Source organism: Dendrosporobacter quercicolus, from assembly GCF_900104455.1.
Classification (GTDB): Bacteria; Bacillota; Negativicutes; order DSM-1736; family Dendrosporobacteraceae; genus Dendrosporobacter; species Dendrosporobacter quercicolus.
This window is the reverse complement of sequence record NZ_FNHB01000013.1, coordinates 21,950-47,782: the sequence shown is the minus strand read 5'-3', so window position 1 is coordinate 47,782 and position 25,833 is coordinate 21,950. Positions and strand designations below refer to the sequence as shown.

Here is a 25,833-nt window from a genome sequence, read left to right as displayed (position 1 = left end):
CAGCAAAAGAACGGAAGGTTATGCTGTCGAGCATTATGTAAATAGTGGCAATGGCTTTAATGGGCAATATAAAATTTTTCCAGAATGCAGGGAATAAATAAACTGGCTAGAAGTACATAATACTGTTATGCATTACAAGACACCAGTACCGTGAGTCACTTGGATTTTGAGATTAGAATGCGAGGGTTTTTTGCCCTGCAAGGCGGAGAAGCCGCGCATATCGGACATATGCAAGACTACGATAAAGAAAACACGGTTTGTACCGAGCGCAGCGAAGGCTGAAACCCTTGTTGCCCTTATGCCGTTTCGGCCAACGAAGCAGGACGGAAAAAGACGGCAGGCTAAGCCAAATGTTTAGGTGAATTGCGGTTCCCCCTTGGGTTATTTATAAACCGTTCATTGAGGTACTGCAGTATGCATGAACTGACGATAGCGCAAAGCATTCTGGATATTGTGCTAGTTGCGGCTGCTGAGCAAGACGCGGCCGCCATCCGCCGGATTCGCCTGCTGGTGGGGGAACTGACCCAGGTGGTTCCGCAATCGCTGGAATTTGGTTTTGCCATGCTGGCGGCAGGCACGATGGCGGAGGGCGCTCAACTGGAGATTGTTGCTGTCGAGCTTACCGGCCGCTGCGGGCAGTGTGGATTGCAGTTCAACATCCGGCAAAACCGCTTTATCTGTCCTGGCTGCAGTTCAGCCGGCATCACGGTTTTAACAGGCCGTGAACTTATCGTTGATCTGTTTGAGGTGGAAGATGGAAATAAAGGTAATGGCCAATATTCTTGAAGCCAATGAGGCAATGGCGGCCCAGGTTGGCAAGCGGCTTTTGAGCAAAGGCGTTTTTGCTTTGAATCTTATGGGTGCGCCTGGCTGCGGTAAAACGGCCCTTCTGGAACATACCATTGCGGCGCTCCGGCGTGAGCTGCGAATTGCTGTTATTGAGGGGGACTTATATACCGACAGGGATGCCCGGCGGATTGAAATGCAGGGTGCGCCGGTAGTTCAGATTAATACAGCCGGGGGCTGCCATCTTGATGCCAATATGGTCAACATTGCTCTCGACTGCCTGGACTTGGAGGATTTAGATATTGTAATTATTGAAAATGTCGGCAATTTGGTTTGTCCTGCCGAATTTGATATTGGCGAGCAGGCCCGGGTTACTGTGCTTAGTATTACGGAGGGCGAGGATAAGCCCCAGAAGTATCCGCTCATTTTCCGGGAAGCTGACGCTGTTGTGCTGAATAAAATAGATTTGCTGCCTTTTACCGATTTCAATTTGCCATCAGCCATAAACGATCTTACAACAATGAATGGCGCAGCAAGTGTGCTTGCTGTTTCCTGCCGTACGGGTGAAGGGCTTGATGATTGGTATGACTGGCTTAGAGCGCAAGTAAAAAAACAGGCGAGGTGTTAAATGCGTGTCTGAATTAAGACAGTTACAAATGGAAATCGAAAAAGTTCGTACCCGGCTTCACGAATTGGTTGATGTCAAAAAAGGGCATTTTATTGATCCTGAGGTCACCGAACTTAGTGAATATCTGGATAGTCTGATTGTAAAATATGAACGCAACAAAACTACGTTAAGTCAGGCAAATAATAAGGCTGCATTTTAAATGCTGTAAAAATTTACAACTGGGACTGGATATTCCGGCCTGGTTTTTTATTATAGTGGCGGGGAGGCGTAAAGACAATGTTTGAACGTCCGGCGTGGGCTGAAATAGATCTGGCGGCCATTGCTCATAATGTGCGTGAGATTAAAGGGTTGTTGCGCAAAGGAACAAAATTTTGCGCGGTAGTTAAAGCTGACGCCTATGGTCATGGCGTTGTACCGGTGGCCAGAGCGGCCTTGGCGGCAGGCGCCGACTGTCTGGCTGTCGCCATTGTCAGCGAGGCTTTAGAACTGCGGGCCGCAGGCTTTAGAGAGCCTATTCTGGTTTTGGGGTATATGCCGCCTCAACAGGCTGTACACGTAGTTGAGAGCAACATTGAGCAAACGGTATTTTCCATTGAAACTGCGCGGGCTTTATCGCAAGCGGCAACTGGCCTGGGAAAAGCGGCTAAAGTTCATATTAAAATTGATACGGGAATGACCAGATTAGGCGTCCGGTGGCAGGACGCAGCCGCTTTTGCCGAAGCTGTCGCCGCATTGCCGGGCATTATTATTCAAGGGATTTTTTCCCATTTTGCAGCTGCCGATGCTAAGGACAAAACCTATACCATAAAACAGTTTGGCTGTTTTGAGCAGGCCTTAACCGCTGTCAGGCAGCGCGGCATCAATATACCGATAAGGCATATCGCAAATAGCGCCGCCATCCTGGATTTACCGGAAACGCAGCTGGATATGGTCAGAGCAGGGATCATATTATACGGGCTATGGCCGTCCAAGGAAGTTGAGCGGCAAATTGATTTACAGCCGGTGATGCGGTTTAAGGCTTTGGTCAGTTTTGTAAAGCAGGTACCGGCCGGCGTCGCCGTCAGCTATGGCTGCGCCTATATCACTGAGCGCTCCGGCAGAATTGCCACAGTGCCGGTTGGTTATGCCGACGGCTGGACCCGTTTGCTGTCACCCAAGGCTAGTGTAATCATCAGAGGACAGCGGGCAAAAATTGTCGGGCGAATTTGTATGGACCAGTTTATGGTGGATGTAACCGATATTCCCGGGGTCGAGGAGGGCGACGAAGTATTGCTGTTTGGGGGTTCCGAGCTGTCGGCCGACGAGGTCGCCGCGCACCTTGGCACAATTAATTATGAAGTCGTCTGTATGATCGGCAAAAGAGTGCCGCGGGATTATCGATAACAGCAGGAGCCGGGTTTGGCCAATCGCATTAAAAATATAGTACCTTACTTGCTAAGGATGAACAGGAGTAATGTTTAATTATGATTACCGGGTGAGATCATGATTAGTCGATTACTCCTTTTGTTCTTCAAAGCAGCAAAATGGGGGGAGCGTAGTCATGGCCTATACGATTAAGCAGGCAGCGGAAAAAACAAATTTAAGCGCCCATACATTGCGGTATTACGATAAAGAGGGTTTACTGCCGTTTGTAGAACGCAGCAATAGTGGGTTTAGGCGCTTTACCGACAGTGACCTTGAATGGTTGTCCGTGATCTGTTGTCTGAAAGCAACAGGAATGGCGGTTAAACAGATTAAAGTGTATATTGATTTGTGTATGCGGGGTGATGAAACCATTGAGGCCCGCCGGCAAATATTTACGGAGCACCGCCACAACGTTGTGCGGCAAATTAAAGACCTGCAAAAGCATTTAACAAAAGTGGATTTTAAGCTTCAGCATTATGATGAAATCTGTGCCCGCCGTCTGTTTGACAACAGCCTGCCCAAGGAGCGTATTGGTATAATCACAGACGATCAGGAATGAAGTAGGAAAATCTGTTGGTATTGTCGAATATCGCAATCATAATGCATTTGTGTATTTGTAAACAAAAGCTATTCATGCCGGCAATAGACCTGTAGATGAAGATAGCTGATGGAGGGTACAGTATAGTGAGCAATGAGAAAGACTGGGAAACGTTTAAACAAAAATTCAATGGAAAGTCGGGCATCAATCTTAACGATTATAAACCTACCCAAATGCAGCGGCGTATTACGAATTTAATGACCAGACACGGCGTGAGTACTTATAGCGGTTTTTTTGATCTGATTGACGGCAATCAGCAGCTTTACAAAGATTTTGTCGACTATCTTACAATTAATGTCACTGAGTTTTTTCGTACTCCGGAGAAATTTGGTGAGCTGGAGCGGCAAGTATTGCCTGATTTGCTGGCGAAACATTCTAAATTAAATATTTGGAGTGCAGGCTGTTCGATCGGCGCTGAGCCCTACTCGCTGGCAATTATCCTGAGTGAGCTGACGCCAAGTACCAGACACCGAATATTGGCAACTGATTTGGATGTTGAAATTCTGGCTAAAGCGAAAAGAGGAATTTATACCAGCAATGAATTTAAGAATATTCCGCAACCCCGCGAAAAGAAATATTTTAAACAGGTGGAGACGAATTATGTCATAAGCGATGATATTAAGGCCCGGGTTGAATTTAAGCGTCATAACCTGTTGCTGGATAAATTCGAATCCGGCTTTGATCTTATTTTATGCCGCAATGTAGTCATTTATTTTACTGAAGAGGCCAAAGATGCATTATACCGGCGCTTTTTCGCCGCGCTCAAGCCTGGCGGAATTTTGTTTGTCGGCGGTACCGAGGCTATTCTCAATTTTCGTGACATCGGCTTTCAAAGCTATTTGCCGTTTTTTTACCGCAAACCTTTTTAGATCAATCCCCAGGCGGATAATTTTTTAAACCAGCCGGTCAGGTGATTGAGCAGTAAACGGGCCGGTGTACGTTCTTCCACCTCCTGCCCGGCAATAATATCAGTGGTTTTCATTGCTTTGCCGTTAACAAAGAAAATAATTTCACCGATTTTTTGCCCCTGGTAGACAGGGGCTTTTATCGTTTGCTGCAATTCCACTTCCACTGTAGCTGCGCCGTATTGATCCACGGCAACGACCAGAGCCGCTTCGTCGGCTGACACTGCATCAACCACCGGTTTAAGACCGCGCTCTACCGGCAGTACGGTTAGAATCTCTCCCTGACTGGCATATTCAAACAGCCGAAAATTGCTGAACCCCCAGTTCAACAGCTGCATTGAATCAACCCACCGGGTGTGGTCATGCAATACCACTGCAATGAGCTTCTGATTGTCGCGGGTTGCACTGGAAACCAGGCATGGTCCTGCTTCGCCGGTTGTGCCGGTTTTCACGCCATTCGCATCTTCCAGCATCCAGAGCAGCTTGTTGGTATTTCTTAACTGTTGGTCATGCTCGCGCCCCTTGGTGTCAAGCCAGTCAATATTGGTCTGGCGGGTGCTGACTATTTCCGCAAATACGGGGTTGAGCATAGCATAGCGGGCCAGCCAGGCCAGGTCAAACGCACTGGAATAATGCCCGGCCGCCGTTAGACCATGCGGGTTGCGGAAATGACTGTTATAGGCGCCGAGCTCCTGCGCTTTGCTATTCATGCTGATAACAAAATTTTCGACTGACCCGGACAAATATTCGGCTATCGCAACCGCTGCGTCGTTGCCTGAGCGCAGCAGCAGGCCGGTGATAAGTTCACGCAATAAAATCTTCTGGCCAATCTGCAAATGCATGGACGATCCGGCGGTGCCGGCGGCGCGGGCGCTGATGGTCACTTCCTCATCCAGCCGGCCGCTTTCAATAGCGATGATTGCGGTTAGGATTTTGGTGGTGCTGGCTGGCGCCAGTTTGTTATGGGCTTTTTTTTCATAGAGAATCTGGCCGGTTTTGGCATCCATTAATATGGCAGCGCTGGCCTTAATGTTAGGCTGGGCAGCCAGCGCGACGGCCGGCAGTAATAAAGCTGCCGCCAGAATAAAGAGGAAAACTCTTATTTTAAGTTCGCAAAAGTTCATTTTTGACAGGCATAAGGGCAAGCCGAGGCTTGCGCCAAGCGCCCGGCGCAAGCCGGGCTTTCCAGTAACGAGCATAGTTCATCCCCTCCAGCCCATTGTCTTTCCGTACAAGCACCGCGCGTCATGTAAATATTTGGCTTAGCATGCGGTCCTTTTCCGTCTTTGCTTCGTTGGTCAAAACGGCAAAAGTCAACAACGGTTTCTGCCTTCGCGGCGCACGGTACTGGCTTTACCGCAGCTAAGTACATAGAAATTATATTGCCGGCAATGGAGAATGATGCTTTCTGTTTGCATCTATTGAGGTATATCTCTTTCTTGCCCGGCGTAGAATCAAGGGAGGCGGCGGTAACAGGGCTATTTCCGGCGGCGCAGCAAACAGTACGTAATAGGCTGAATTGGTTATGAAAAATTAAGAAATGAAGTCAGGGAAAGCGGATGGGAGGTCATAGCGATGAAACCGTTCTCCTGGGTATTCTGGAGTGTAGCGGTTTTTTTTGCAGCTGCGGTCATTGGCCTGCAGCAAAGCTGGCTGAATGAAGAACTTAGCGTAATCAAAAGAGTGCCGACCACCCAAAAGGTAGTAGCACTGACGATTGATGACGGCCCGCATGAGCAGGCTACGCCCGAGCTTTTGGCAACTCTCCGGCAAAAGCAGGCGAAAGTTACGTTATTTATTTTAGGCAAGAATGCTGAGAAAAATCTTTTCCTTTTGGCCCAAGCCGCCGCAGAGGGCCATGAGCTGGCCAATCATGCTTACAGTCACCGATTTCTGAATAAAATGAGCCAGTCTGAGCGGTTGGAGGAAATTGAAAAAACAGAGCATTTGATTATGGCTGTCGCCCCCAGACCGACACTGCTGCGGCCGCCAGGCGGCGGCTATAATGATGCCATTGTGACTGAAGCCAGGCAAAAAGGGTATACTACTATTTTATGGTCAATTGACAGCCGGGACTGGCAGGGAATCAGCGAGCAGCAGCTGGTCCGCAATGTGATGACCAATATTAAGCCTGGGAGCATTGTTTTACTGCATGACGGGCAATACCCGATTACCACTACGAAAAGCATCGGTGTGCTCATTGACCATCTGCGGGCGGAAGGCTATCGCCTGGTAACGGTTAGTGAACTTTTAAATTACTATGAGGCAAAGCAGTAATTTTACGGTTGATGATAAGGCTTTAAGTTTTTCCAGTGTGTTTCAATCAACTGATCGTAGCGCCGCATGGTGGCGGTACGCTCATTGCGCAAAGCCTGAATGGAGCTTAACACGTTTTGATTGAACGAATAGACTTTGGTTTTGTCCACAACAATGGGCCTGGAATAATCTTTGAGTTTTGTGGCTACTTTTACGTTTTTTTTCGCTTCTTTAATAATAAAGGCCGGTTCGAGCAAATCTGAACCTTCGTAACGGTGAATTAAGCAGTTGGGCTGCAGCTGGTCAATAATATTTTTTGCTTCGCCCGACAGGATGATGGCAGTGCCGCAGCCTGGGCAACTACTCAAGTCTGTGGTTAAATAAGAATGACATTCTGTGCAAACGATTCCGTCCATCATTGACACCTCCTTATCTACTAGTTTGTCCCGAATGATGGATTTTATTAGCAAGAACTTTGTGACTTTCGGCGATAGATTGACAAATGCGGCGGCGGATTGCTATACTTTCAGCGATAATCAAGAAAAAGCGGATAATGGGCAGGAAAGTCCGCCCGGGTAATTGGGTCGGTACTGAACCAGCTGGCCGGTTACTGATTTATCCAGCATCAGGGCAAAGGGGGCCAATCGTCATGCTGTGCAATCGGGAGATTGAAACAATGGACAGAAGCGCAATGACCAGCTTACAATCGGCTAAGCTTCACAAGCTGATCAGGCGGCTGTGTGATAAAAGTCCTTTCTATCAGGAAAAGCTGGCGGAGCTGGCTTTGGGGCCTGATTGTTTTACCGGAATTTCAGACCTGGCAAAGCTGCCGTTTACTACCCGCAGTGATTTGGTCAATCACTATCCTTATGGTTTGCTGACTTTTCCGCTAAGCTCGGTGGCGAGAATACATATCACCGGTCGCGGGGCGCAGCCGGTTGCTGTTGCCTATACCAGCGGTGATATCGCCAAGTGGCTGGAAATGCTGGCCAGGACGCTGGTGGCCGGTGGTTTAAATCCTGGCGGGGTTATCCAGATCATCGCTGATTATGGTTTGCAGCCGGAAGGCTTGGGCTTGCATTATGCGGCCGAAATAACCGGGGCAACGGTTTTGCCGGCAGCACTCCTGCCGCCGGAGACACAGCTTGCAACGCTTGCGCAATTTGGGGTGACAGCCCTGGCGGCCGCACCCGAATATTTGCTGGCTCTGGCGGAAGCGGCCCGGGCTTTGGCTATTGACCTGCAGGCTTTGCCTGTTTCTACCGTCTATATTATTTCGAGCCGGCCGGACAATAAGCTGAGCGCTGAAATAGCCGGCTGTTTTAACGCCGCCGCAGTTGATGTTTATACAGTGAACGAGCTGATCGGCCCTGGCGTGGCCGGTGGCTGTCCGGCCAATTGCGGTCTGCATATCCAGGAAGACTATTTCTATCCGGAAATTATCAATCCATTGAACGGCGAGGTAAAAGCCGAAGGGGAAACGGGAGAACTGGTATTGACCAGCCTGGGCAAGGAAGCAATGCCGGTGCTAAGGTACCGGACGGGGCGTCAGGCGGTCTTAAACCGGGCGCCGTGCGCCTGTGGCCGCACGCTGGCAAGGCTGCTGTTTTGAATGTTATTCCCAAAATTTAAATTGGTTTTTAAATGCTGACATTGGTTACATTATGATTGAGGAGGTGTTTATATGTGGCGTAGAAAAAAACACTATTCTGTCATGGGCATGGATATGGACTGGGAAAATGTCGATATAAAGAAGGTAGCCACTGTAGTGGTGGCCGGCATAGCCGCTTATAAGGCGGCCCAGTATATGTTCAGAGAAATGATGGATTAAAATTCTCCTCGAAATTGCCCTGGCGGACTGCCAGGGCAATTTTATTGCGAGTAAATTCAGCTAAACCAGGAAATGCTATATTTACCATTCAGAGTGGAGGTGGGCAGTGTTGCAGGACAACCTGGTATTTAAAGTATACCGGTACATAAAAAACTGTTTGGTCTATCAGCCGCCCAGCACCGCCCGCCGCTTTGTCCTGGGCGAGTATAAAGAAAGCGTTATGGATAACGGCATTTCCAAGCCGGAGCACAGCGGGCTGGGAGCTTCGCATCAGGAGCTGACTAAACTGCTTGGTTTTGCCGGCAGGCTGACTAAAGTGATGGAAACGGTCATTCAGGCCCTGCGGCGCAACAACCAGACTGAACACCGGCAGTTAGAAGCCGAGCTCAAACAGCTGGAACGGCAGCAAACTGAGCTTGAACCGCTGCTGCTGGCTTATGATGCCAATAACGCCGACTTAATTGAGCGTCAGTTGAGCTACAGCATTGAAGAGAACGAAATACAATTGAAAAAATTATATTATGTAAATATAAACAAAGACATTGTTATCCGTCATTTTGTCATTCCCGGTGAAGCGCCGGTAAAAGCAATGCTGGTGTTCATGGATGGTCTGATCGACAAAGAGCTGATCAATCTGGCCATATTGCAGCCCTTGATGCTGTTGGATAAAACAAAGCATGATTTCCGGGGAGAGCAGCTTTTGCAACAGTTGATCAGCCGGTTTCTCCCCAGCAATCAAGCGCAGGAGGTAGATACGTTCGCCCAGGTGATGAGCGGTCTGAACAGCGGGGATTCGGCTTTATTCATTGAGGGCGTCAACCAAGCCGCCTTGCTTGAAACCAAGGGCTATGAGCACCGCAGCGTCGGCAAGCCGGAAATCGAGCAATCGGTCAGGGGGGCGCAGGTGGCCTATACTGAGGCCTTGCGGGTGAATACCGGGCTGATTAGAACAATGATGCCGACCAATGACTTAGTCACTGAAATTTTTGAAGTGGGTGACCGCATACCAACCAAGTGCGCGATCATGTATTTAAAGTCGCTGGCTAACCCGCAGCTGGTTGCTGAGATAAAACGCCGTATAAACGGTGTCTCCAGTGATTATATTGCCGATTTGGGCGTCTTGGAACAATTTATTGAAGATCATCCTTATATCGCGCTGCCGCAAATGCTGTCCACCGAGCGTCCGGACCGTACAGTGGCCAGCCTGGCTGAAGGCCGGGTGGCGATTTTATTAAACGGTACGCCTTTTGCTCATGTGGTGCCAGTCAGTTTTTTTACTTTTTTCCATTCGGCGGAAGATTTCAGTCTCAAGACGCCTATCAGCAGTGTCATGAGGATGCTCCGGCTGATGGGTACGCTATTGGCGGTGATATTGCCGGCGGCCTACTTGTCTATTATTTATTTTCATGTCGAAGCTTTGCCGACGGAAATGGTTCTGGCTATTGCCGGCGCCAGGGAGCGCGTGCCGTTTCCTTCGGTCGGCGAGCTGCTGCTGATGGAGTTTTCCTTCGAGCTGATCCGGGAAGCCGGTCTGCGGATTCCCGGCCTGCTTGGCTCTACGATCGGTATTGTCGGCGCCATTATTTTGGGGCAGGCGGCGGTATCGGCCAATCTCGTCAGTCCCATTACCGTAGTGGTCATTGCCATCACCGGTCTTGCCTCTTTTACAATTCCTGATTACCGGCTGGCCGCTGCGGGACGGCTGCTGCGGTTTGTTTTTATTGCGCTGGCGGCGGTCATGGGGTTGGTAGGCATCGCGATCGGGCTGTTAATTATTACGGCTATTTTAACCACTATGAAATCGTTCGGCGTTCCGTATATGACCCCGGTTGCGCCCAGGACCATGGCCGGTATGGACGTTGTTGTCCGCGGTCCGGTATTTAGGCAGGAAGTACGTCCGGATGGCTTAAACACCCAGGACCGCCGGCGGCAGCCGCATATTAGCCGCAAGTGGACAGTCAAACAGCCGGAGAGAGGGGAGGACGAGCGTTGAGTTATCAAACCGGAAAAATGGGAATTGCCGAGGGAATCGGATTGATTTTTGTCATCACTTTCGTTAAAGTGTTTCTGACGCTGCCGGCTCAGTCCACTGAGGTTGGAGCCGGCCTGTCCTGGATTAGTCCATTCGTGTCCGGCATACCAATATTGCTGGCGGCGATTTTATTGCATTATGTTTATAAATGGGTTTCCGGCGATCTGTACAGCATGGCGGTTAAACTGGTCGGCAAATGGGGCGCCAGGCTGATCATGCTGGTCTACAGCAGCATTTTTTTTAGTCAGGCGGCGTTTTTAATGCGGCAATTCGCTGAAAATACTTTGCTTACCGCTTTACCGAACGCTGAGTTCAGCTTTATTATTGTTGTCTATGCTCTGGCGGCCGGCTTGCTGGTTTATTCAGGCATTGAGGCCATTGCCCGCAGTTCTTATTTGTTATTGCCTTTTATTATTGGCAGTATGGCAGCCATTTTGCTGCTGCTCAGCCCGATGTACAATATTTATTATCTGACTCCCTGGCAGGGGAACGGACTGGGCCGGATCGTTCAATACGGCTTGCTGACAGCCGGCGTTAATCTTGGCGCATTCGTCCCGGTCATACTGGCAACCGCCTTTCAAAATTTCCGGACACTGAATTTGTGTGCGATATTTGGCCTGGGCAGCAGCCTGATTCTTAAAGGGTTGTTCTTTGTTGTCTATTTGATGGTGTTTGGCGTGGCTTTTGGCCAGGAAAAAACTTTGCCGTTTTTTGAGGCAGCCCGGCTGGTGTATCTTAGCCGGTATATACAGCGGATTGAGGCCATTTTTATTTTATTGTGGGTCATCGTCGGGATAATCAGTATTGCAATCAGCGTCTATATTGGCTTGTACCTGATCGCCAGACTGCTGGACCTGCCTACGCTGTCGCCGCTGGTGCCGGTTGTTCTGCTTATTTTAATTGAGCTGGCAATGATTCCCGGTGATATTGTCACAACCAATGAATGGGAGGCCAGCCTGTTAAAAACCTATTATAATGTCGGCGCATACTTTATTCCCGGCTGGCTGTTTGCGGCCGCCTGTTATAGAAAGTTTGTAAAAAAACCGGCGCTGGCATCCGGCTGACGGGAAAGGAGGTGGCTGCATGGGCCGGCGGATCATTGCGGCAGTGCTGTTGAGCGTGCTTTGTCTGGCCGCCGCGGGCTGCAACGGAGCCAGGGAAACGGATGAAATTGCTTATGTTCTGTTAATGGGCATTGACCGTAATCATGATGGACAGCTTGAATATACCTTGCAGTTCGCCGTCCCGCGCAGTTTTGGCGCCGGCAGCAGCAGCGCTCCCAAGGATATCACTGAAGCGTCCGAGGTGCTGACGGTCAAAGCGGTCACGCTGGCCGAGGCCCGGGATTTGGCCAACAGCACGGTTGCCAGAATACTGCATCTGGCGCATGTAAAAGGAATTATCGTAGGGGAAAAAATAGCCCGGGAAGGGATAGACGCTCATCTGCCGCCATTAACCCGGTTCCGGGAATACCGGGGCAGCATGTTTTTAATGGTGGTTCACAATGGCACCGCCAGGGAATTTATCGAGAAGAATCAGCCAAAGCTTGAGGTGTCGCCCAACCGTTATATTGAGACCATGATGGCGTCTTCCGGTGAAAGCAGCAGCTATCTGCCGACCAATATTCATGATTACTACTGCCGCTTGAAAAATGGCGGCGGTGCGCCATACTTAACGCTGGTAGGCAGTCTTTCGGAAAGAGGTCAACCCGCTGAAGCGGCTAAAGAGGAGCACTCTATTGACAAAACCGGCGGCTATGTAGCCGGGGAAATACCGCGTCCCAGCCCGGACAATCCGACCGAGTTTCTGGGGACGGCGATTTTTACCGGCGATAAAATGACAGGGGTTCTGGACAACAAGCAAACCAGAGGCCTGGCTTTGGTGGAGGGCAAGTTCGGCCGCGGTTTTTTGTCGCTGGCCGACCCGCTGGCGCCTGGCAAAATAGTGAATTTGGAGATTGAGCAGGGACGTAAGCCGAAGATTGAAGCGTCAATCGTTGACGGCCAGGCAAAATTTTTTATAGATATTTTTATTGAAGCGGAAATAACGGCAATCAGCAGCGGCGTGTATTATGAAGGGGACGACTACCGTGAGCGGCTGGAGCGGCAGGTTTCAACCGCAATTCAGCAAAACATCAGGGCGATGCTTGATGTTACCCAGCCGCTGGGCAGTGATGCAGCCGGACTGAGCTGCCGTCTCTGGCCCGAATTTAACCGGTATCAGGAGCTTAGCCGGGTGGATTGGCCGGCAATGTACCGGAATGCCGATATTACCGTAAAGGTTGTTACCAAGATTCGCCGGAGCGGGTTTATAACTAAAACCAGCCCCATCACCTGAACCGGCGGGAGGAGTAAAGAATGGATACTGTTATCCTGCTTCTTGTTCTGGCCTCCGGCATTCACGCTTTTACGTATAGCCGGTGGCTGATTCATAACGGCAACAAAGCCGGCGGAGTCAGTGTATATGTGATTATCCTTATAGGCCTGGCTCTGCCGGTGTACCGGCTGCTGACCCATCCATAGTCCATGCTGTAATGAAAAAGGAGGGAGGTGTCTGTAAATGTTAAACATTTACAGACACCTCCCTTTATTATGGTGCGCCAATGCAAAGGTTTTCTGAAGTCCGGGGCTTTAGCAAATGTCCTGAGTTCAGAGACCGGCGGATCATCAGGTAGGCAGTGAATTTTTACAAGGCATTACCGGCTTGTTTTTGGCAGTATCCGCAGCAGGGGAATTTTGTTGCGGTTTCGTTTGTTTTTTGGCGTTTTTGGCCATGAAAATCACCTCCTTGGTTCGTTTAGTTTTTCCCGTTTTACGTTGAACGACTAAGACAAGTTATGGCAATTTTTCCGGTAAATATTTCTTGTTGGCTAATGCCGGCGGTTCTCAATCGGCAGATGTAGGATTTTAGCGGCCCGATAACGAACAAAACAGATATTGACTGTATGCGGCAGGAGGTATTACAGATGCGGTTTATTCACACGTCAGACTGGCATTTGGGCCGGATTTTTCATGGCTTGCATTTAACTGACGATCAGGCTTATATTTTGGATCAGTTTGTGGCTTTTGTAGGTGAGGCTAAGCCTGACGCCGTCGTCATTGCCGGTGATATTTATGACCGGGCGGTTCCGCCGACCGAGGCGGTGGAACTGCTGGACGACGTGCTATCAAAGATACTGCTGGACTACCGGACGCCGGTGGTGATGATTGCCGGGAATCATGACAGCCCGGAACGCCTGGGCTTTGGCAATAAACTGCTGGCCCGGCAGGGTCTGCACGTTGTCGGGGCATTGCCCGGACAGTTAGAGCCAATTGTGTTAAATGATAAGTCCGGCCCGGTTTATTTTGCGCCTTTGACTTATGCCGAGCCGGCGCTGGTCCGGGAACGGCTGGACATTGCCGTTGCCGATCATGAACAGGCGCTTAAGGCGCTGATTGATCATACGCTGGCTAAAATTCCCCAGCGTGGCCGCAAGGTTGCCATTGCCCATGCGTTTATCGCCGGCGGCGCTGAAAGCGAGTCCGAGCGGCCCTTATCGGTCGGCGGGAGCAGTGCGGTAAGCGCGGCCCTGTTTAAGCCGTTTCATTATACCGCTTTAGGGCATTTACATCAGCCGCAGCAGGCCGGGGCAGACAATATTCGCTATTCAGGTTCGCTGCTGAAATATTCTTTTGCCGAGGCCGGGCAGAGCAAAGGGATTCAGCTCGTGGAACTCAACGAGCAGGGCGCGGCAAGTGTGGAAATGGTCAGTCTCAAGCCGCGCCGGGATGTCCGTTGCCTGGAAGGCTATTTTAACGATATCCTGCAAGGGCCGCCGGCCGGCGGGCCCCAAGACGATTATGTCATGGTAACGTTACAGGATTTGGAACCGATTTTAGATGCCCGCGGACGGCTGGAGTCTATATATCCCAATATATTGCATATTGAGCGGCCGGCGGTTATGTCCGGCGGCAAGCTGCAAAAACCGTCCGGCGATCACCGGCGGCTGACTGAGGCGGAACTGTTCGGCGCATTTTTTTCGCAAATGACCGGCCAGGAACTTAGTGCCGAGCAGGCGGGACAATTCGCCGGCGTAGTGGAAGAGTTTTATCGCGAACAAAGGGAGGCCAAGCTATGAGACCCGTTCGTCTGACCATCAGCGCCTTCGGTCCTTATGCCGGAACCCAGCGCCTTGATTTTACCGATTTAAAAGGCCGTTCTTTTTTCTTGATACACGGGCCTACCGGATCGGGAAAAACAACCATTCTGGATGCTGTTTGTTTTGCGCTGTACGGCGATACCAGCGGATCGGCCCGTGATACAAAAAGCATTCGCAGCGATCATGCCGATCTCCGGACTGCCACCGAGGTGGAATTTGACTTTTCCGTTGGGCGGACGGTATACCGGATCAGGCGAAGCCCGGAGCAGGAGCGGCCCAAAAAGCGCGGCGACGGAATTACCGTCAAGCCGGCTGAGGCTGAATTATGGGAGCTTAGGAATGAGTCCGGGCCGCGGCTAGCGGCTGCCGGCTGGAGTGATGTAACGAAAAAAATTGAAGCGGTGCTGGGGTTTAAAAGCAGTCAGTTCCGGCAAGTGGTATTGCTGCCGCAAGGCGATTTCCGCAAATTGCTTACCGCCAATTCCAGCGAACGCCAGGAAATTATGCAGGTATTATTTAAAACCGAGCTTTATCGTCATATTGAGGAAAGCCTTAAGGTCAAAGCCGCCGGCTTAAAGAAAACGTTTGAGGAGCTGGAGCGGGAGCGGTTGTGGATCCAGGGTGAAGCCGGCATAGCGTCGGCGTTGGAGCTGGAGGAGCAGCTGAAAGGCAATGCCGCGGCCCTGGCCGCCGTCAAAGAACAGCTGGACAGCCTGGCGCAGCAGCTTAAGCAGGCGCAGCAGGCTGTGGCTGACGGCATGCTGGTGCAAGCCAAACTTGCCGAGCGGGACAATGCCGCTAAGGATTTAGAGCAGTATACCGCCAAGGCGGTGCTGGTGGAAGAAAAAAGAGCTGAACTGGCTAAGGCTCAGAAAGCCTTAGCCTTAGCCGATACCGAGGATATGCTCAATCAGCTCGTTCAGGAAATTGCCGCTCTGGAAGCAGCTGCCGTCCAGAACAACCGGCAGCTGGAGCTTGCCCAAAACAAGCTGGCGGCGGCAGAACGGCAGCTGGCGATGGAAGCCGGCCGGGAAGCCGAGCGGGAGACTGCGGCCAGGGAAGTTTTGCAATTGAATCAGCTTAGCGCTAAGGTTACGGCGCTGGAAGAGGCGCACCAGGCAGTGGCGGCGGCCAGGACGGCGGCTGGCAGGGCGGCCGGCGCGAAAGCTGAGCTGGAGACCGGCGTCAGTGAAATCAGGGCTGCTGTTCAGCAAAAAAACGAAAACTATAAGTCGTTGCTGGAGCATTCCGCGCAAGCAGCCGGCTATAAGGCGTCGGTGGATGAATTAAGCCGTACGGCAGTTAAACGGCAGGGGCTGGCGCAAATGCAGGAGCAGTTTGCGGCGGCCGCGAAACAACTGGCGGACGGGGAGCTTGCTTTAAAGCAAATGGATAAGGCCTACCTGGCGGCCAGGGAACGGTTAGCCGCTTTGCAGCGTTCCTGGTCCCGGGGGCAAGCCGCGCTGATGGCGGCCCAGTTGACGCCGGGGCAGGCTTGCCCGGTCTGCGGGGCGCTGGAACATCCGCAGCCGGCGACCAACGCTGTTCCTGTGCCGGATGAGCAGGCAATCAAAGCGCAGCAGACGATTGTGGAAGGGCTGGAACGCGAGCGGGAAAACCTAAGAGCCTTGTTTGGCCGGCAGCAAAGCGAATGCAGCGCTTTGAGCAGCCGGATGAAGGATTTGGAGCAGGAACTGGGAACTGAGGCGCGAGGGCCCGCCGACGGCTTGCAGGCCAAACTGCAAACCGTACAGGCCGCCTATGCCCAGGCCGCAGCCGCCGGCCGGCAGGCTGAAGCAACGGCCAGAGAGCTGGTCCGGCTGACCGAAAATGAGCACAGTCTGGCTACCGGCCTGGAGCAGGCCGACCAGGCCTGGCGGCAGGCTGATGATGCACTCAAGCGGGCTGAGGCAATCCTGCAGGAGCGGCTTGCGGCGATTCCGGAGCAATTTCAGCAGCCTGCCGTCCTGCGGCAGGCCCAGGCTGAGGCAGAGGAGCGCCAGCGCCGGTTGAAGCAAAGCCTGGAAGCTGCGCAGCAGCAGGCGCAGGAAGCAGCCCGGCAATTGACCAAAGCCCAGACCGGCTGCGAGCACGCCTCCAGCAATCTAAATGACCGGAGACACCGCGAGCGGGAGGTCCAGCTGGCGTTTGTCAGCCGTCTGCAGGAGGCGGGTTTTCAGGACAGGGAGGATTACCGCAGCGCCAAAAAACCCCCGGATTATTTAAGCAGGCTGGCTGAGCGCATTAAATTTTTTGACGACGGCCTGATTGCCGCCAAGGAGCGGCTGCAAAGGGCGCAAGCGGCTGCAGCCGGTCTTAGCCAGCCTGATCTGGCGGCGCTGGAGCAAGCGGCGGCGGCCTTGCAGCTCAACCATACTGCGCTGGTAGGCGAGCAAATCCGGCTGGCGGCTTTGACGGCTCAACAGGAGCAATGGCTGGCTAAACTCAATAGCCTTAACAGCCGGATCGAAACAGCCGTAAAGCGGTTCGGCGTGCTGGGGCGGCTGGCTGAGGTGGCCAATGGCGGTAACGAGTATAAACTTACCTTTCAGCGGTTTGTACTGGGGGCCTTACTGGATGATGTGGCTATTGCCGCAAATGAGCGGCTGAAAATGATGAGCCGCGGCCGTTACCAGCTGCAGCGGACGATGGACCGGGCGCGCAAGAACGCCGCCGGAGGCCTGGACCTGGAAGTCTTTGATCACTATACCGGCTCGGCCCGCGGCGTCGGCACCCTGTCAGGCGGTGAAACCTTTCTGGCTTCTCTGTCCCTGGCGCTGGGGCTGGCGGATGTGGTTCAGTCTTACGCCGGCGGCATTCATTTGGATACCATTCTGGTGGATGAGGGCTTTGGGACGCTTGACCCGGAAGCTTTGGATTTTGCAATCAGGGCCTTGCTGGATTTGCAGCAGGGAGGCCGGCTGGTAGGCATCATCTCCCATGTTCCGGAACTTAAAGAACGAATTGACGCCAGATTGGAAGTATGTGCAACCCGGCATGGCAGTACGGCCTGCTTTAGGGTAGGTTAGGAGGGGGTTTTATGTTGCTGCGCTTGATTTTAGGCCGGACCGGTTCCGGAAAAACGCACCAATGCCTGGAGGAAATCAGAGCACAGCTCAGACAAGCTCCGGAGGGGGCTCCGCTGGTGCTGATTTTGCCGGAGCACGCTACGTTTCAGACCGAGCTGGCTTTGGCCAATACGCCGGGTCTGCATGGGTTTTCACGGGCGGCGGTGTTCGGCTTTCGCCGCCTGGCGCACCGGGTGCTGCTGGAAACAGGCGGAGCTATCCGGCCGCAAATTAATGAGCTGGGGAAAAAGCTGCTGCTGGGCAAACTGTTGAGGGACAACCGTCAGCAGTTGAAGGCGCTGGGACGGGCGGCTAACCAGCGGGACTTTACCGAAACTCTGGCCGGAATGATCCGGGAATTCAAGACTTATGCCATAACGCCGGGCTTATTGGCGCAAGCCGCCGGCGCATTTGACCATCCGCCCCTGCAGGATAAACTTCAGGATTTAGCGCTGCTTTATCAGCAGTTTAACGGACTGCTGGCCGGAAAGTATACCGATCCCGAGGATTGCCTTTCCTTATTTGCCGATAAAATTCCCCAATCGGCGCTGCTCACAGCGGCGGATGTCTGGATTGACGGCTTTAGCTGGTTCAATCCCCAGGAAACCGCCATTCTCAGCCGGGTCATGGCTGCCGCGGCCAGCGTAACCGTGACCCTGTGCCTGGCAGATACCGGCAGCAGCCGGCACGCGCTGGAAACGGCCTTGTTTCACCGCCAGTGGAATACCTGGCGTAAGCTCAAAGCCTTGGCGCAGAGTCAGGGCATTGCGGTTGAGGAATTTGAGCTTACCGCTGCCCGGCGTTTTGTACATGCGCCTCTGCTCAAACATGTTGAGCAAAATTTCTTTAGCTTTCCGCCGAAGACTTTTAGCGGCGATAAGCAGTGCCTAACCATTGTGGAAGCCGCAAACCGGCGGGTGGAAATTGAGGGCGTGGCGGCCGATATTGTCCGTTTGTGCCGGGAAGAGGGCTATCGCTGGCGTGATACGGCAATTTTACTGAGAGATACAACCGCCTATAGCGATTTGGCGGCGGCTGTGCTGGCTGAGTATGACATACCGTTTTTCAGCGACGGCAAGCGGCAGCCTGTTCACCATCCACTGGCCGAACTGATACGATCGGCGCTGGAGAGCATCGCAAACTGGAGTTACGAACCGCTGTTCCGTTGTTTTAAGACCGACTTCTTTCCATTAACCCGCGATCAAATTGATGATCTGGAAAACTATGTCCTGGAATTCGGCATTAGGGGCAGCCGCTGGACCGGGAATGAGCCTTGGACGTTTGTCCGGCGCTTGACGTTAGGGGAAAACGAGGAAATCAATGCCGGTCAGCAGCAGTACCTGGACGATATCAACGAAATTAAAGCCATTGCCATCCGGCCATTGCTGGCGTTTAGCCGGCAGGTAAAGGCCGCAGGCAATGTGACCGGACTGACTACGGCTTTATACCAACTGCTGGAAGCGCTAAAGGCGCCTGAAAAGCTGGAGGAATGGGCATTCAGCGCCGAGCGGGAAGGTGACTTGGCGCAGGCGCGCGAGCACCGGCAGATTTGGGAAAGCATCATCAAGCTGCTGGAGCAGTTGGTCGAAACCTGCGGCAGCCAGGAGCTCAGTCTGAACGAGTTTGCCGCAATGGTGTCCGATGGACTGGAGGGACTGAAACTTAGTCTGATACCGCCGGGACTGGACTATGTAACGGTTTCGGCGCTCGAGCAGAATAGCATAAGCAATGTCAAGGCGGTCTACTTGCTGGGCGTCAATGACGGTGTGCTGCCCAAACGCGGCCGCGGTGAGGGACTGCTGACCGACGATGAGCGCTCAATCATTGCCGGCGCCGGACTGGAGCTTGCCCCGGGAGCGGCGGCCGATCATTTTGCCGAACGGTTTTTGGTCTATACCGCTTTAACCAGAAGCACCCATTATCTATGGGTCAGTTATCCGCTGGCCGACGACGAAGGCAAAGGTCTGAATCCTTCCATTGTGGTCAAACGACTGAAAGAACTGGCTGGAATAACGAAACTGAAGAGTTTGCCGCTGGAGCCTGCGCCGGGGCGGGAGCAGGAGCTTCTAAGCCATCCCCGCCGGGCTTTGGCCGGTTTGGCGGTTGCTTTGCGCCAATATAAACATGGCCAGGAGATCAGTCCCGTGTGGTGGGATGTGTATAACTGGGCCTTGCAGCAAGGCCCGTACCGCCGTCAGCTTAGCCAGGCGGTGGCCGGGCTGTTTCATGCCAATACGGCCGGTTCCCTGCCGGTGGAACTGGCCCGGCGGCTGTATGCCGGCAATAAAAGACTGCGGGGCAGTGTGACAAGATTCGAGAGTTTTCGCGCTTGCCCGTTTAAGCATTTTGCCCAGTATGGTCTTAGTCTGAAAGAGCGGGCCGTGTTCCGGCTGCAGGCTCCCGATTTAGGACAGTTTCTGCATGCGGCGCTCAAGGCCTTCGGCGACCGGATGCAGCGCGCCGGACGGGCCTGGGGCAGTTTTGCCGACCCGGAATACAGTGAGCATTGCGCTCAGATTGTCAACGAACTGGCGCCAAAGCTGCAGAATGAAATTTTGCTGAGCTCCGGGCAGCATAAGCATTTGCTGGGCAGGCTGCAGCGTACGATTGAGCGCTCAGTGCGCCGGCTGGCTGAATTTGACCGGGTCAGCAGCTTTAAGCCGCTGGCCTTTGAGCAAAACTTTGGCCGCGGCGAGCATGCCCTGCCGCCGCTGGTGTACCCGCTGGCCGACGGCTACCGGTTAGAACTGGCCGGGCAAATTGACCGGATCGATCAGGCCGAATACAATGGACGGCGCTATATTCTGATCATTGACTATAAATCCGGCGGCGCCTGGCTCAAACTGGTTGACGTTTATTATGGCCTGAAATTGCAATTGCTGACTTATTTGCTTGTTGTACAAAAAGCGGCCGGCGATTTGTCCGGCCTGGCTGAATGCCTGCCGGCAGGAGTGCTGTATTATTTTGTGAAAAATCCCAGTGTGGCGTCGACGGTCAAATTAAGCGCTGAGCAAATCGAAAGGGCCATCAATCAGCAGCTGAAAATGCCGGGCTGGGTGCTGGCCGATCAGGAGGTTGTCCGTTTATTGGATACCGCCATGGACAGTAAATCCGATTTTTTAAAAATTGCCTTGAAGAAAGACAATTCGTTTTACAGCAGCTGTCTGGCTTATGTGAAAAGCAGTGAGGAGTTTTCCCTGCTGCTGGAGCATATTGAGGCCGTCCTGGCTGAAACCGGCCGACAAATACTTTCAGGGGAAATTGCCATTGACCCTTGCGCCTTGAAAAGTTATCAGGCCTGCAGCTATTGCCGGTATTTGCCGGTTTGTCAGTTTGACCGGCTGCTGCCGGAGAATGATTTTCGCAAGCTTGCCGATATGGCTGATGATATTGTTATTCAGGCGCTGACCAGGAAGGAGGATAAAGCGTGAGCTGGTCTGACGAACAATTGCAGGCAATAGAACTGCGCGGGAAAAATCTACTGGTCGCTGCTGCGGCCGGTTCCGGCAAGACGTCTGTGCTGGTGGAGCGGATTGTCCGCCGTGTGACGGACGAACAGGAGCCGGTGGATGTTGATAAACTGCTGGTAGTCACTTTTACCAATGCCGCCGCTGCTGAGATGCGGGAGCGCGTTGGCGGCGCGCTGACGCAGGCGTTAAAAATCAATCCCGGCTCGCGGCATCTGGAACGCCAGCTGGTACTGCTGAATACTGCTTCCATTTGTACCATTCACGCTTTTTGCCAGACTCTTGTCCGGCAGAATTTTCATTTGCTGGATTTGGACCCTAACTTTCGGATTGCCGGTGAACCTGAGCTTAATCTGCTTAAAGCTGATGTGCTGGAATCCTTATTTGAACAAAAATATACGGATGGCGACCCCGCCTTTCTGGAATTTATCGCTCACTATGGCGAGGATCACAGTGATCAGGCCTTATACGACCTGATATTGGGCCTGTATAGCTTTTCACGCAGCCATCCCTGGCCTGAGCACTGGCTCAGGCAGCTGGCGCAGGCGTTTAGCGTCCCGGCGGCGGCCGGTATTGAGGATACCCCCTGGCCGGCGTTGATCCTGGATAAAATTGCCCTGGAACTGGAGCAGGCCGGGCAAGTGCTGGCCAAGCTGAGACGGGAATGCCTGCTGCCGGGAAATCCGGAGGTTTATCAGGAAGTTTTACAGTCCGATCAGGATCTGGTGGATGAACTGATTGCCGCAGCCGCCTGCTCCTGGGAACAGCTAAACCAGGCGTTAGCCTGCTGCACTTTTGCCAAGCTGCCGTCAGTCAGGGGTATTGACGAGGCGGTGAAAAAGTACTTTCAAAAAGGCCGGCAGGCAGTAAAGGACAAAGTCAGCGAGTTTCAGCAATTATATTTTGACCGGCCGGCAGCCGAGCTGCTGGAGGATTTGCGCCTAACCGCCCCGGTGGTGGCTGAGCTTGGCGAACTGGTCAGCCGTTTCGCCGAAGGCTTCAGCAAAGCCAAGGCGGTGAGAGGCTTGGTGGATTTTAATGATCTGGAGCATTTTTGTTTGCAAATCCTGCTGGAGGCTGAGTCGTCGCCGGATCAGGCCCGGCCATCGGCGGTAGCTCTGGCCTGCCGGAATAAGTATGCGGAGATTATGGTCGATGAGTATCAGGATACCAACGGCGTTCAGGAAACTATTCTGGCCCTGCTGACTAAGCCTGACCGGCCCAATGCCTTCTTCGTCGGTGATGTCAAGCAGAGCATTTATCGTTTCCGGCTAGCCGAGCCCGAACTGTTTCTGGCCAAGTACCGTCAGTATCCACTGTGCCCTGAAACTTGCGCCAGGGTTGATCTGACCCGTAATTTTCGCAGCCGGCCCGGCGTACTGCAGGCCGTCAATTTTCTGTTCAGCCAATTGATGACACCGCGGGTGGCTGAACTGGAATACGGTTTGGCCGAGCGGCTGAACCCGGGGGCGGCCTATCCGGCAAGCAGTGGGCGTACGCTGGACGGGCCGGCTGAGGTTTGGCTTGTCGACCGTGACAGGCCGGTTGAAGCGGAGGCGGAGTCCGATACCGGGGAAGAGGCGGCCGGACTTGAGCCGGCCCTGCCGGAGCCAGGCGGGTTTGAGCTGGAAGCGCGGCTGATTGCAGCCCGGATCAATGATCTAATGGCCGGCGGTTATGTTGCTTTTGACAAAGAACTCAAGCAATACCGGCCGCTGGCCTGGCGAGACATGGTCATTTTACTGCGGTCAGTAAAAAATAAAGCCAATATTTTGCTGGAAACGCTGCGACAGGCCAATATTCCGGTTTATGCGGAAATTGATTCCGGTTATTTCCGGGAAATAGAAGTACAGGTGATGCTGGCTTTGCTGAGTATCATTGACAATCCCCGGCAGGATATCCCCCTGGCCGGAGTTTTGCGGTCGCCGGTTGTTGGCCTGTCGCCGGTCGAATTAACCACTATCCGGCTCAGCCGGCAGGGGACTGATTTATGGAGTGCCGTGTCCACGGCGGCCTGCGCCGGCATTCAGAATGCGGAGCAGGCCGAATTGCAGCGGAAGCTGGCCAAATTTATCGCTCAGTTGACCGAATGGCGGAGCTTTTCCCGGCGTAAAGGGGTGCCTGAGCTAATCTGGCAGCTGTACCGTGACACCGGCTACTACGACTATGTTGGCGGGACGCCGGGCGGCGTGCTGCGTCAGGCCAACCTGCGGGCTTTGTACAATCGGGCCCGTCAGTATGAGACCACCAACTTTCGCGGATTGTTCCGGTTTTTGCGGTTCATTGAGCGGCTGCGGAATAAAGGGACGGATTTGGCTGTTGCCCGGGCTTTAGGGGAAAGTGAAGATGTTGTCCGGGTAATGAGTATTCATAAAAGCAAAGGACTGGAATTTCCAGTGGTTTTTCTCGCCGATCTGGGCAAACCTATTAATCTTGCCGACAGCAAGGCCCTCATACTGACCCATAAAAAACTGGGCGTCGGGCCCTATGTTACCAATCCTGAGCTTAGGTTTCGCTATCCTACGCTGGCCAGGCAGGGGATTGCGTATAAGTTAAGCATGGAAACCAAGGCCGAGGAATTGCGTGTTTTGTATGTAGCCTTAACCAGAGCAAGGGAAAAAATTATTTTGGTCGGCTCAACCGTGAAAGTTGCCCAAAAAGCGGTGGCCTGGTGTCAAACGGCCGGTTATGGGCCGCTGCTGCTGCCGGACGCACTGATTGCCGGGGCCAAAAGTTATTTGGACTGGCTGGTTCCGGCGGTTGCCCGTCACGCCGACGGGCAGGTATTGCGGGACTATACTGCCGATTGCGGTCCGCCGGCGGAAGGCTTGGCCAACGATGCCAGCCGCTGGTCTATTCGGATCTGCCCGGCCGCCGAGTTGGGCGCTTCCGGTGCGCAGACGCCGGTCAGCGCCCCGCTGCTTGACCAGGTGAAGGCGTTTGCGCCGGTGCCCGCCGGGGAAGAAAGCGAATGGGTAGAGCGGCGGTTAGGCTGGCAATATGCTCATTATGAGGCTGTCGGTAAACCGGCCAAATTATCGGTGAGTGAGATCAAGCGCCGCTTTGAACTGCTTGATCGCGACAGCGGCCAACGGCTGTTTGAGCAGCGGCCGCTTTTCGCCCGGCCGCGCTTTCTTCAGCAAACCGGCAAATTGACGCCAGCCGAATATGGCACAGTGATACACACTGTTATGCAGCATATCGAGCCTGGCGCTGATTTAAGCGAAGCCGGTCTGGCAGGCCAGTTACAGGCGATGATTGAGCGGGAGCTGCTGACGCCTGAACAGGCGGCTGAAGCCGACCTGGCCGGTGTCCGGAAGTTTTTTGCCAGCGAGCTTGGCCGGCGTATCTGCCGTTCGCCCAAAGTGCGCCGGGAGCTGCCGTTTAGCTTTATGCTGCCGGCGGCGCGATTCTATCCGGAGCTGGCGGACAGTGGCGAAACAATTTTTGTTCAGGGCATCATTGATATGTTATTTGATGAACCCGACGGCCTGGTGCTTGTAGATTATAAAACCGACACTGTCAGGGCTGGCGGACGGCTGGCGGAAAAATACGCGATCCAGCTGGATTTTTATGCCGAGGCGGCGGCATTAATCTTAAAGCAGCAGGTAAAAGAAAAATATCTCTATTTATTCAGTACCAATGAAGTGATTAAATTGTAACCTCTGAAACTGAAACAGGCTGACTTTCCCGGACATCGGGCCAGCAGCCTGTTTTTTTGCTGCGGGCATTGGCGCAGTCAGTTGCCGCACGTTAGCCGGAGCGCGCTATTTTGCCATTCTTGCGCCTTCAACCCGCGTTATCCCCGGTGCGATAGTTTTCGCACCGTATTTGGCGTTCTCTTTGTGTACTTCGCGTACTTTGCGGTTCAATTCCGTTTTTCGCTTTTTACCGTTACCGGCCGAAATGAATAAATTTGCTGTTAATGCCAAACCTAATGGTAAGCTTTGCTGGAGCAAGCGAATTTAGCCAGGAGCTATATGGGGGGGGTAATATTGAAGGCATCATTATTTGTAACCTGCATTGCCGATATGATGTACGCCGATGTGGGCAGAAGCGTTGTCAATGTACTGAAGCGCAGCGGCGTGGAGCTGGATTTCCCCGAGGGGCAGACCTGCTGCGGACAGCCGGCGTATTCCAGCGGTTATCACCGGGAAGCGGCCGATGTGGCGAAAAAGGTCATTGAGGTGTTTGAGAAAAGCGAGCGGATTGTTATGCCTTCCGGCTCATGCGCCTCAATGATTCACCATGGGTATCCGACCTTGTTTGCCGGTGACCCTGTCTGGGAAAAACGGGCCGAGGAATTTGTGCATAAGACGTACGAATTTTCGCAGTTTATCGTAGATGTGCTGGGCCTAACCGATGTGGGCGCAACCTTCCGCAAGAAGGTTACTTATCATTCCAGCTGTCATATGTCCAGGCTGCTCGGCATTGAGGAACAGCCGAAGCTTTTATTGAAGAATGTGAGAGACCTTGATTTTGTTGAACTGCCGTATTCCTATGATTGCTGCGGTTTTGGCGGGACCTTCTCAGTGAAAATGGCCGACATATCGGGCGCAATTCTGGAAGAAAAAGTCGACAATGTCATTGCGACCGGAGCCGAGGTGCTGGCCGGCAGTGACCTGACCTGTCTGATGAATATCAGCGGCCGCTTAAGCCGTAAGGGCTATCCGGTAAAAGTAATGCATCTGGCGCAAGTCTTGGATCAAGGAGTGTGATG

Annotated in this window: 20 protein-coding genes; 18 read left to right on the top strand and 2 right to left on the bottom strand. The window is 52.9% G+C overall.

The window, feature by feature from the left end; all coding sequences use genetic code 11:
• The first annotated feature begins 414 nt into the window (after positions 1-414).
• The 6 genes from hypA to BLR06_RS17255 all read left to right on the top strand — a co-directional run bounded on the left by hypA (position 415) and on the right by BLR06_RS17255 (position 4,285).
• Positions 415-786, top strand: coding sequence for a hydrogenase maturation nickel metallochaperone HypA (hypA, locus tag BLR06_RS17280; protein WP_092074845.1), 372 nt, complete (start codon positions 415-417; stop codon positions 784-786).
• On the top strand, positions 755-1,414 hold the full coding sequence (gene hypB, locus BLR06_RS17275; RefSeq protein WP_092074844.1) for a hydrogenase nickel incorporation protein HypB: 660 nt from the start codon (positions 755-757) through the stop codon (positions 1,412-1,414). Before hypA ends, hypB begins: the two co-directional genes overlap by 32 nt.
• Positions 1,415-1,418: 4 nt before the next feature.
• On the top strand, positions 1,419-1,613 hold the full coding sequence (locus BLR06_RS17270) for an aspartyl-phosphate phosphatase Spo0E family protein (protein ID WP_092074843.1): 195 nt from the start codon (positions 1,419-1,421) through the stop codon (positions 1,611-1,613).
• Positions 1,614-1,690: 77 nt separating this feature from the next.
• On the top strand, positions 1,691-2,797 hold the full coding sequence (gene alr, locus BLR06_RS17265; RefSeq protein ID WP_092074842.1) for an alanine racemase: 1,107 nt from the start codon (positions 1,691-1,693) through the stop codon (positions 2,795-2,797).
• Positions 2,798-2,954: 157 nt separating this feature from the next.
• Positions 2,955-3,377: a MerR family transcriptional regulator gene (locus tag BLR06_RS17260; RefSeq protein WP_092074841.1), complete on the top strand. Its 423-nt coding sequence runs from the start codon at positions 2,955-2,957 to the stop codon at positions 3,375-3,377.
• A gap of 125 nt (positions 3,378-3,502) precedes the next feature.
• On the top strand, positions 3,503-4,285 hold the full coding sequence (locus BLR06_RS17255; protein ID WP_092074840.1) for a CheR family methyltransferase: 783 nt from the start codon (positions 3,503-3,505) through the stop codon (positions 4,283-4,285).
• Here BLR06_RS17255 and BLR06_RS17250 read toward each other — a convergent pair.
• Positions 4,282-5,520 (bottom strand): D-alanyl-D-alanine carboxypeptidase family protein, encoded by a 1,239-nt coding sequence (locus tag BLR06_RS17250; protein WP_245698212.1) that lies wholly within the window; start codon positions 5,518-5,520, stop codon positions 4,282-4,284. The genes BLR06_RS17255 and BLR06_RS17250 overlap by 4 nt on opposite strands.
• A gap of 376 nt (positions 5,521-5,896) precedes the next feature.
• Between BLR06_RS17250 and BLR06_RS17245 the strand changes: the two genes are divergently transcribed.
• Positions 5,897-6,598 carry a polysaccharide deacetylase family protein gene (locus BLR06_RS17245; RefSeq protein ID WP_092074839.1) on the top strand — a complete coding sequence of 234 codons (702 nt, stop codon included), beginning with the start codon at positions 5,897-5,899 and terminating at the stop codon, positions 6,596-6,598.
• Positions 6,599-6,600: 2 nt separating this feature from the next.
• On the opposite strand, the gene BLR06_RS17240 is transcribed toward BLR06_RS17245, so the two are convergent.
• Positions 6,601-6,996 carry a hypothetical protein gene (locus tag BLR06_RS17240; protein WP_245698211.1) on the bottom strand — a complete coding sequence of 132 codons (396 nt, stop codon included), beginning with the start codon at positions 6,994-6,996 and terminating at the stop codon, positions 6,601-6,603.
• A gap of 257 nt (positions 6,997-7,253) precedes the next feature.
• On the opposite strand from BLR06_RS17240, the gene BLR06_RS17235 reads away from it, so the two are divergent.
• The 11 genes from BLR06_RS17235 to BLR06_RS17195 all read left to right on the top strand — a co-directional run bounded on the left by BLR06_RS17235 (position 7,254) and on the right by BLR06_RS17195 (position 25,831).
• On the top strand, positions 7,254-8,189 hold the full coding sequence (locus BLR06_RS17235) for a phenylacetate--CoA ligase family protein (RefSeq protein WP_175455992.1): 936 nt from the start codon (positions 7,254-7,256) through the stop codon (positions 8,187-8,189).
• A gap of 72 nt (positions 8,190-8,261) precedes the next feature.
• Positions 8,262-8,408, top strand: coding sequence for a hypothetical protein (locus BLR06_RS19635; protein ID WP_173812931.1), 147 nt, complete (start codon positions 8,262-8,264; stop codon positions 8,406-8,408).
• Positions 8,409-8,514: 106 nt separating this feature from the next.
• Positions 8,515-10,401 (top strand): spore germination protein, encoded by a 1,887-nt coding sequence (locus BLR06_RS17230; protein WP_245698210.1) that lies wholly within the window; start codon positions 8,515-8,517, stop codon positions 10,399-10,401.
• Positions 10,398-11,504, top strand: a complete 1,107-nt coding sequence (locus BLR06_RS17225) for a GerAB/ArcD/ProY family transporter (RefSeq protein ID WP_092074836.1) — start codon at positions 10,398-10,400, stop codon at positions 11,502-11,504. Before BLR06_RS17230 ends, BLR06_RS17225 begins: the two co-directional genes overlap by 4 nt.
• Positions 11,505-11,523: 19 nt before the next feature.
• The gene (locus BLR06_RS17220; RefSeq protein WP_092074835.1) at positions 11,524-12,777 is read left to right on the top strand and encodes a Ger(x)C family spore germination protein; all 1,254 of its coding nucleotides are present in this window, start codon (positions 11,524-11,526) and stop codon (positions 12,775-12,777) included.
• 20 nt (positions 12,778-12,797) lie between these two features.
• Entirely contained in the window at positions 12,798-12,962 is a 165-nt protein-coding gene (locus BLR06_RS19630; RefSeq protein WP_173812929.1) for a hypothetical protein, read from the top strand.
• Between the two features lie 443 nt (positions 12,963-13,405).
• A complete protein-coding gene (locus BLR06_RS17215) occupies positions 13,406-14,557 on the top strand; it encodes an exonuclease SbcCD subunit D (protein WP_092074834.1) in 1,152 nt (383 codons plus the stop codon).
• Positions 14,554-17,607 (top strand): AAA family ATPase, encoded by a 3,054-nt coding sequence (locus BLR06_RS17210; protein ID WP_092074833.1) that lies wholly within the window; start codon positions 14,554-14,556, stop codon positions 17,605-17,607. Before BLR06_RS17215 ends, BLR06_RS17210 begins: the two co-directional genes overlap by 4 nt.
• 11 nt (positions 17,608-17,618) lie before the next feature.
• Positions 17,619-21,077 carry a helicase-exonuclease AddAB subunit AddB gene (gene addB, locus BLR06_RS17205; RefSeq protein ID WP_092074832.1) on the top strand — a complete coding sequence of 1,153 codons (3,459 nt, stop codon included), beginning with the start codon at positions 17,619-17,621 and terminating at the stop codon, positions 21,075-21,077.
• A complete protein-coding gene (addA, locus tag BLR06_RS17200) occupies positions 21,074-24,775 on the top strand; it encodes a helicase-exonuclease AddAB subunit AddA (protein ID WP_092074831.1) in 3,702 nt (1,233 codons plus the stop codon). Before addB ends, addA begins: the two co-directional genes overlap by 4 nt.
• A gap of 333 nt (positions 24,776-25,108) precedes the next feature.
• Positions 25,109-25,831: a (Fe-S)-binding protein gene (locus tag BLR06_RS17195; RefSeq protein ID WP_092074830.1), complete on the top strand. Its 723-nt coding sequence runs from the start codon at positions 25,109-25,111 to the stop codon at positions 25,829-25,831.
• Positions 25,832-25,833 lie beyond the last annotated feature (2 nt).

What these genes read in the sequence shown, in the direction of transcription:
- hypA (WP_092074845.1), top strand. Translation starts at nt 415, where the DNA reads ATGCATGAACTGACGATAGCGCAAAGCATTCTGGATATTGTGCTAGTT.
- hypB (WP_092074844.1), top strand. Translation starts at nt 755, where the DNA reads ATGGAAATAAAGGTAATGGCCAATATTCTTGAAGCCAATGAGGCAATG.
- alr (WP_092074842.1), top strand. Translation starts at nt 1,691, where the DNA reads ATGTTTGAACGTCCGGCGTGGGCTGAAATAGATCTGGCGGCCATTGCT.
- BLR06_RS17260 (WP_092074841.1), top strand. Translation starts at nt 2,955, where the DNA reads ATGGCCTATACGATTAAGCAGGCAGCGGAAAAAACAAATTTAAGCGCC.
- BLR06_RS17250 (WP_245698212.1), bottom strand. Translation starts at nt 5,520, where the DNA reads ATGCTCGTTACTGGAAAGCCCGGCTTGCGCCGGGCGCTTGGCGCAAGC.
- BLR06_RS17245 (WP_092074839.1), top strand. Translation starts at nt 5,897, where the DNA reads ATGAAACCGTTCTCCTGGGTATTCTGGAGTGTAGCGGTTTTTTTTGCA.
- BLR06_RS17240 (WP_245698211.1), bottom strand. Translation starts at nt 6,996, where the DNA reads ATGATGGACGGAATCGTTTGCACAGAATGTCATTCTTATTTAACCACA.
- BLR06_RS17235 (WP_175455992.1), top strand. Translation starts at nt 7,254, where the DNA reads ATGGACAGAAGCGCAATGACCAGCTTACAATCGGCTAAGCTTCACAAG.
- BLR06_RS19635 (WP_173812931.1), top strand. Translation starts at nt 8,262, where the DNA reads ATGTGGCGTAGAAAAAAACACTATTCTGTCATGGGCATGGATATGGAC.
- BLR06_RS17220 (WP_092074835.1), top strand. Translation starts at nt 11,524, where the DNA reads ATGGGCCGGCGGATCATTGCGGCAGTGCTGTTGAGCGTGCTTTGTCTG.
- BLR06_RS19630 (WP_173812929.1), top strand. Translation starts at nt 12,798, where the DNA reads ATGGATACTGTTATCCTGCTTCTTGTTCTGGCCTCCGGCATTCACGCT.
- BLR06_RS17215 (WP_092074834.1), top strand. Translation starts at nt 13,406, where the DNA reads ATGCGGTTTATTCACACGTCAGACTGGCATTTGGGCCGGATTTTTCAT.
- BLR06_RS17210 (WP_092074833.1), top strand. Translation starts at nt 14,554, where the DNA reads ATGAGACCCGTTCGTCTGACCATCAGCGCCTTCGGTCCTTATGCCGGA.
- addB (WP_092074832.1), top strand. Translation starts at nt 17,619, where the DNA reads ATGTTGCTGCGCTTGATTTTAGGCCGGACCGGTTCCGGAAAAACGCAC.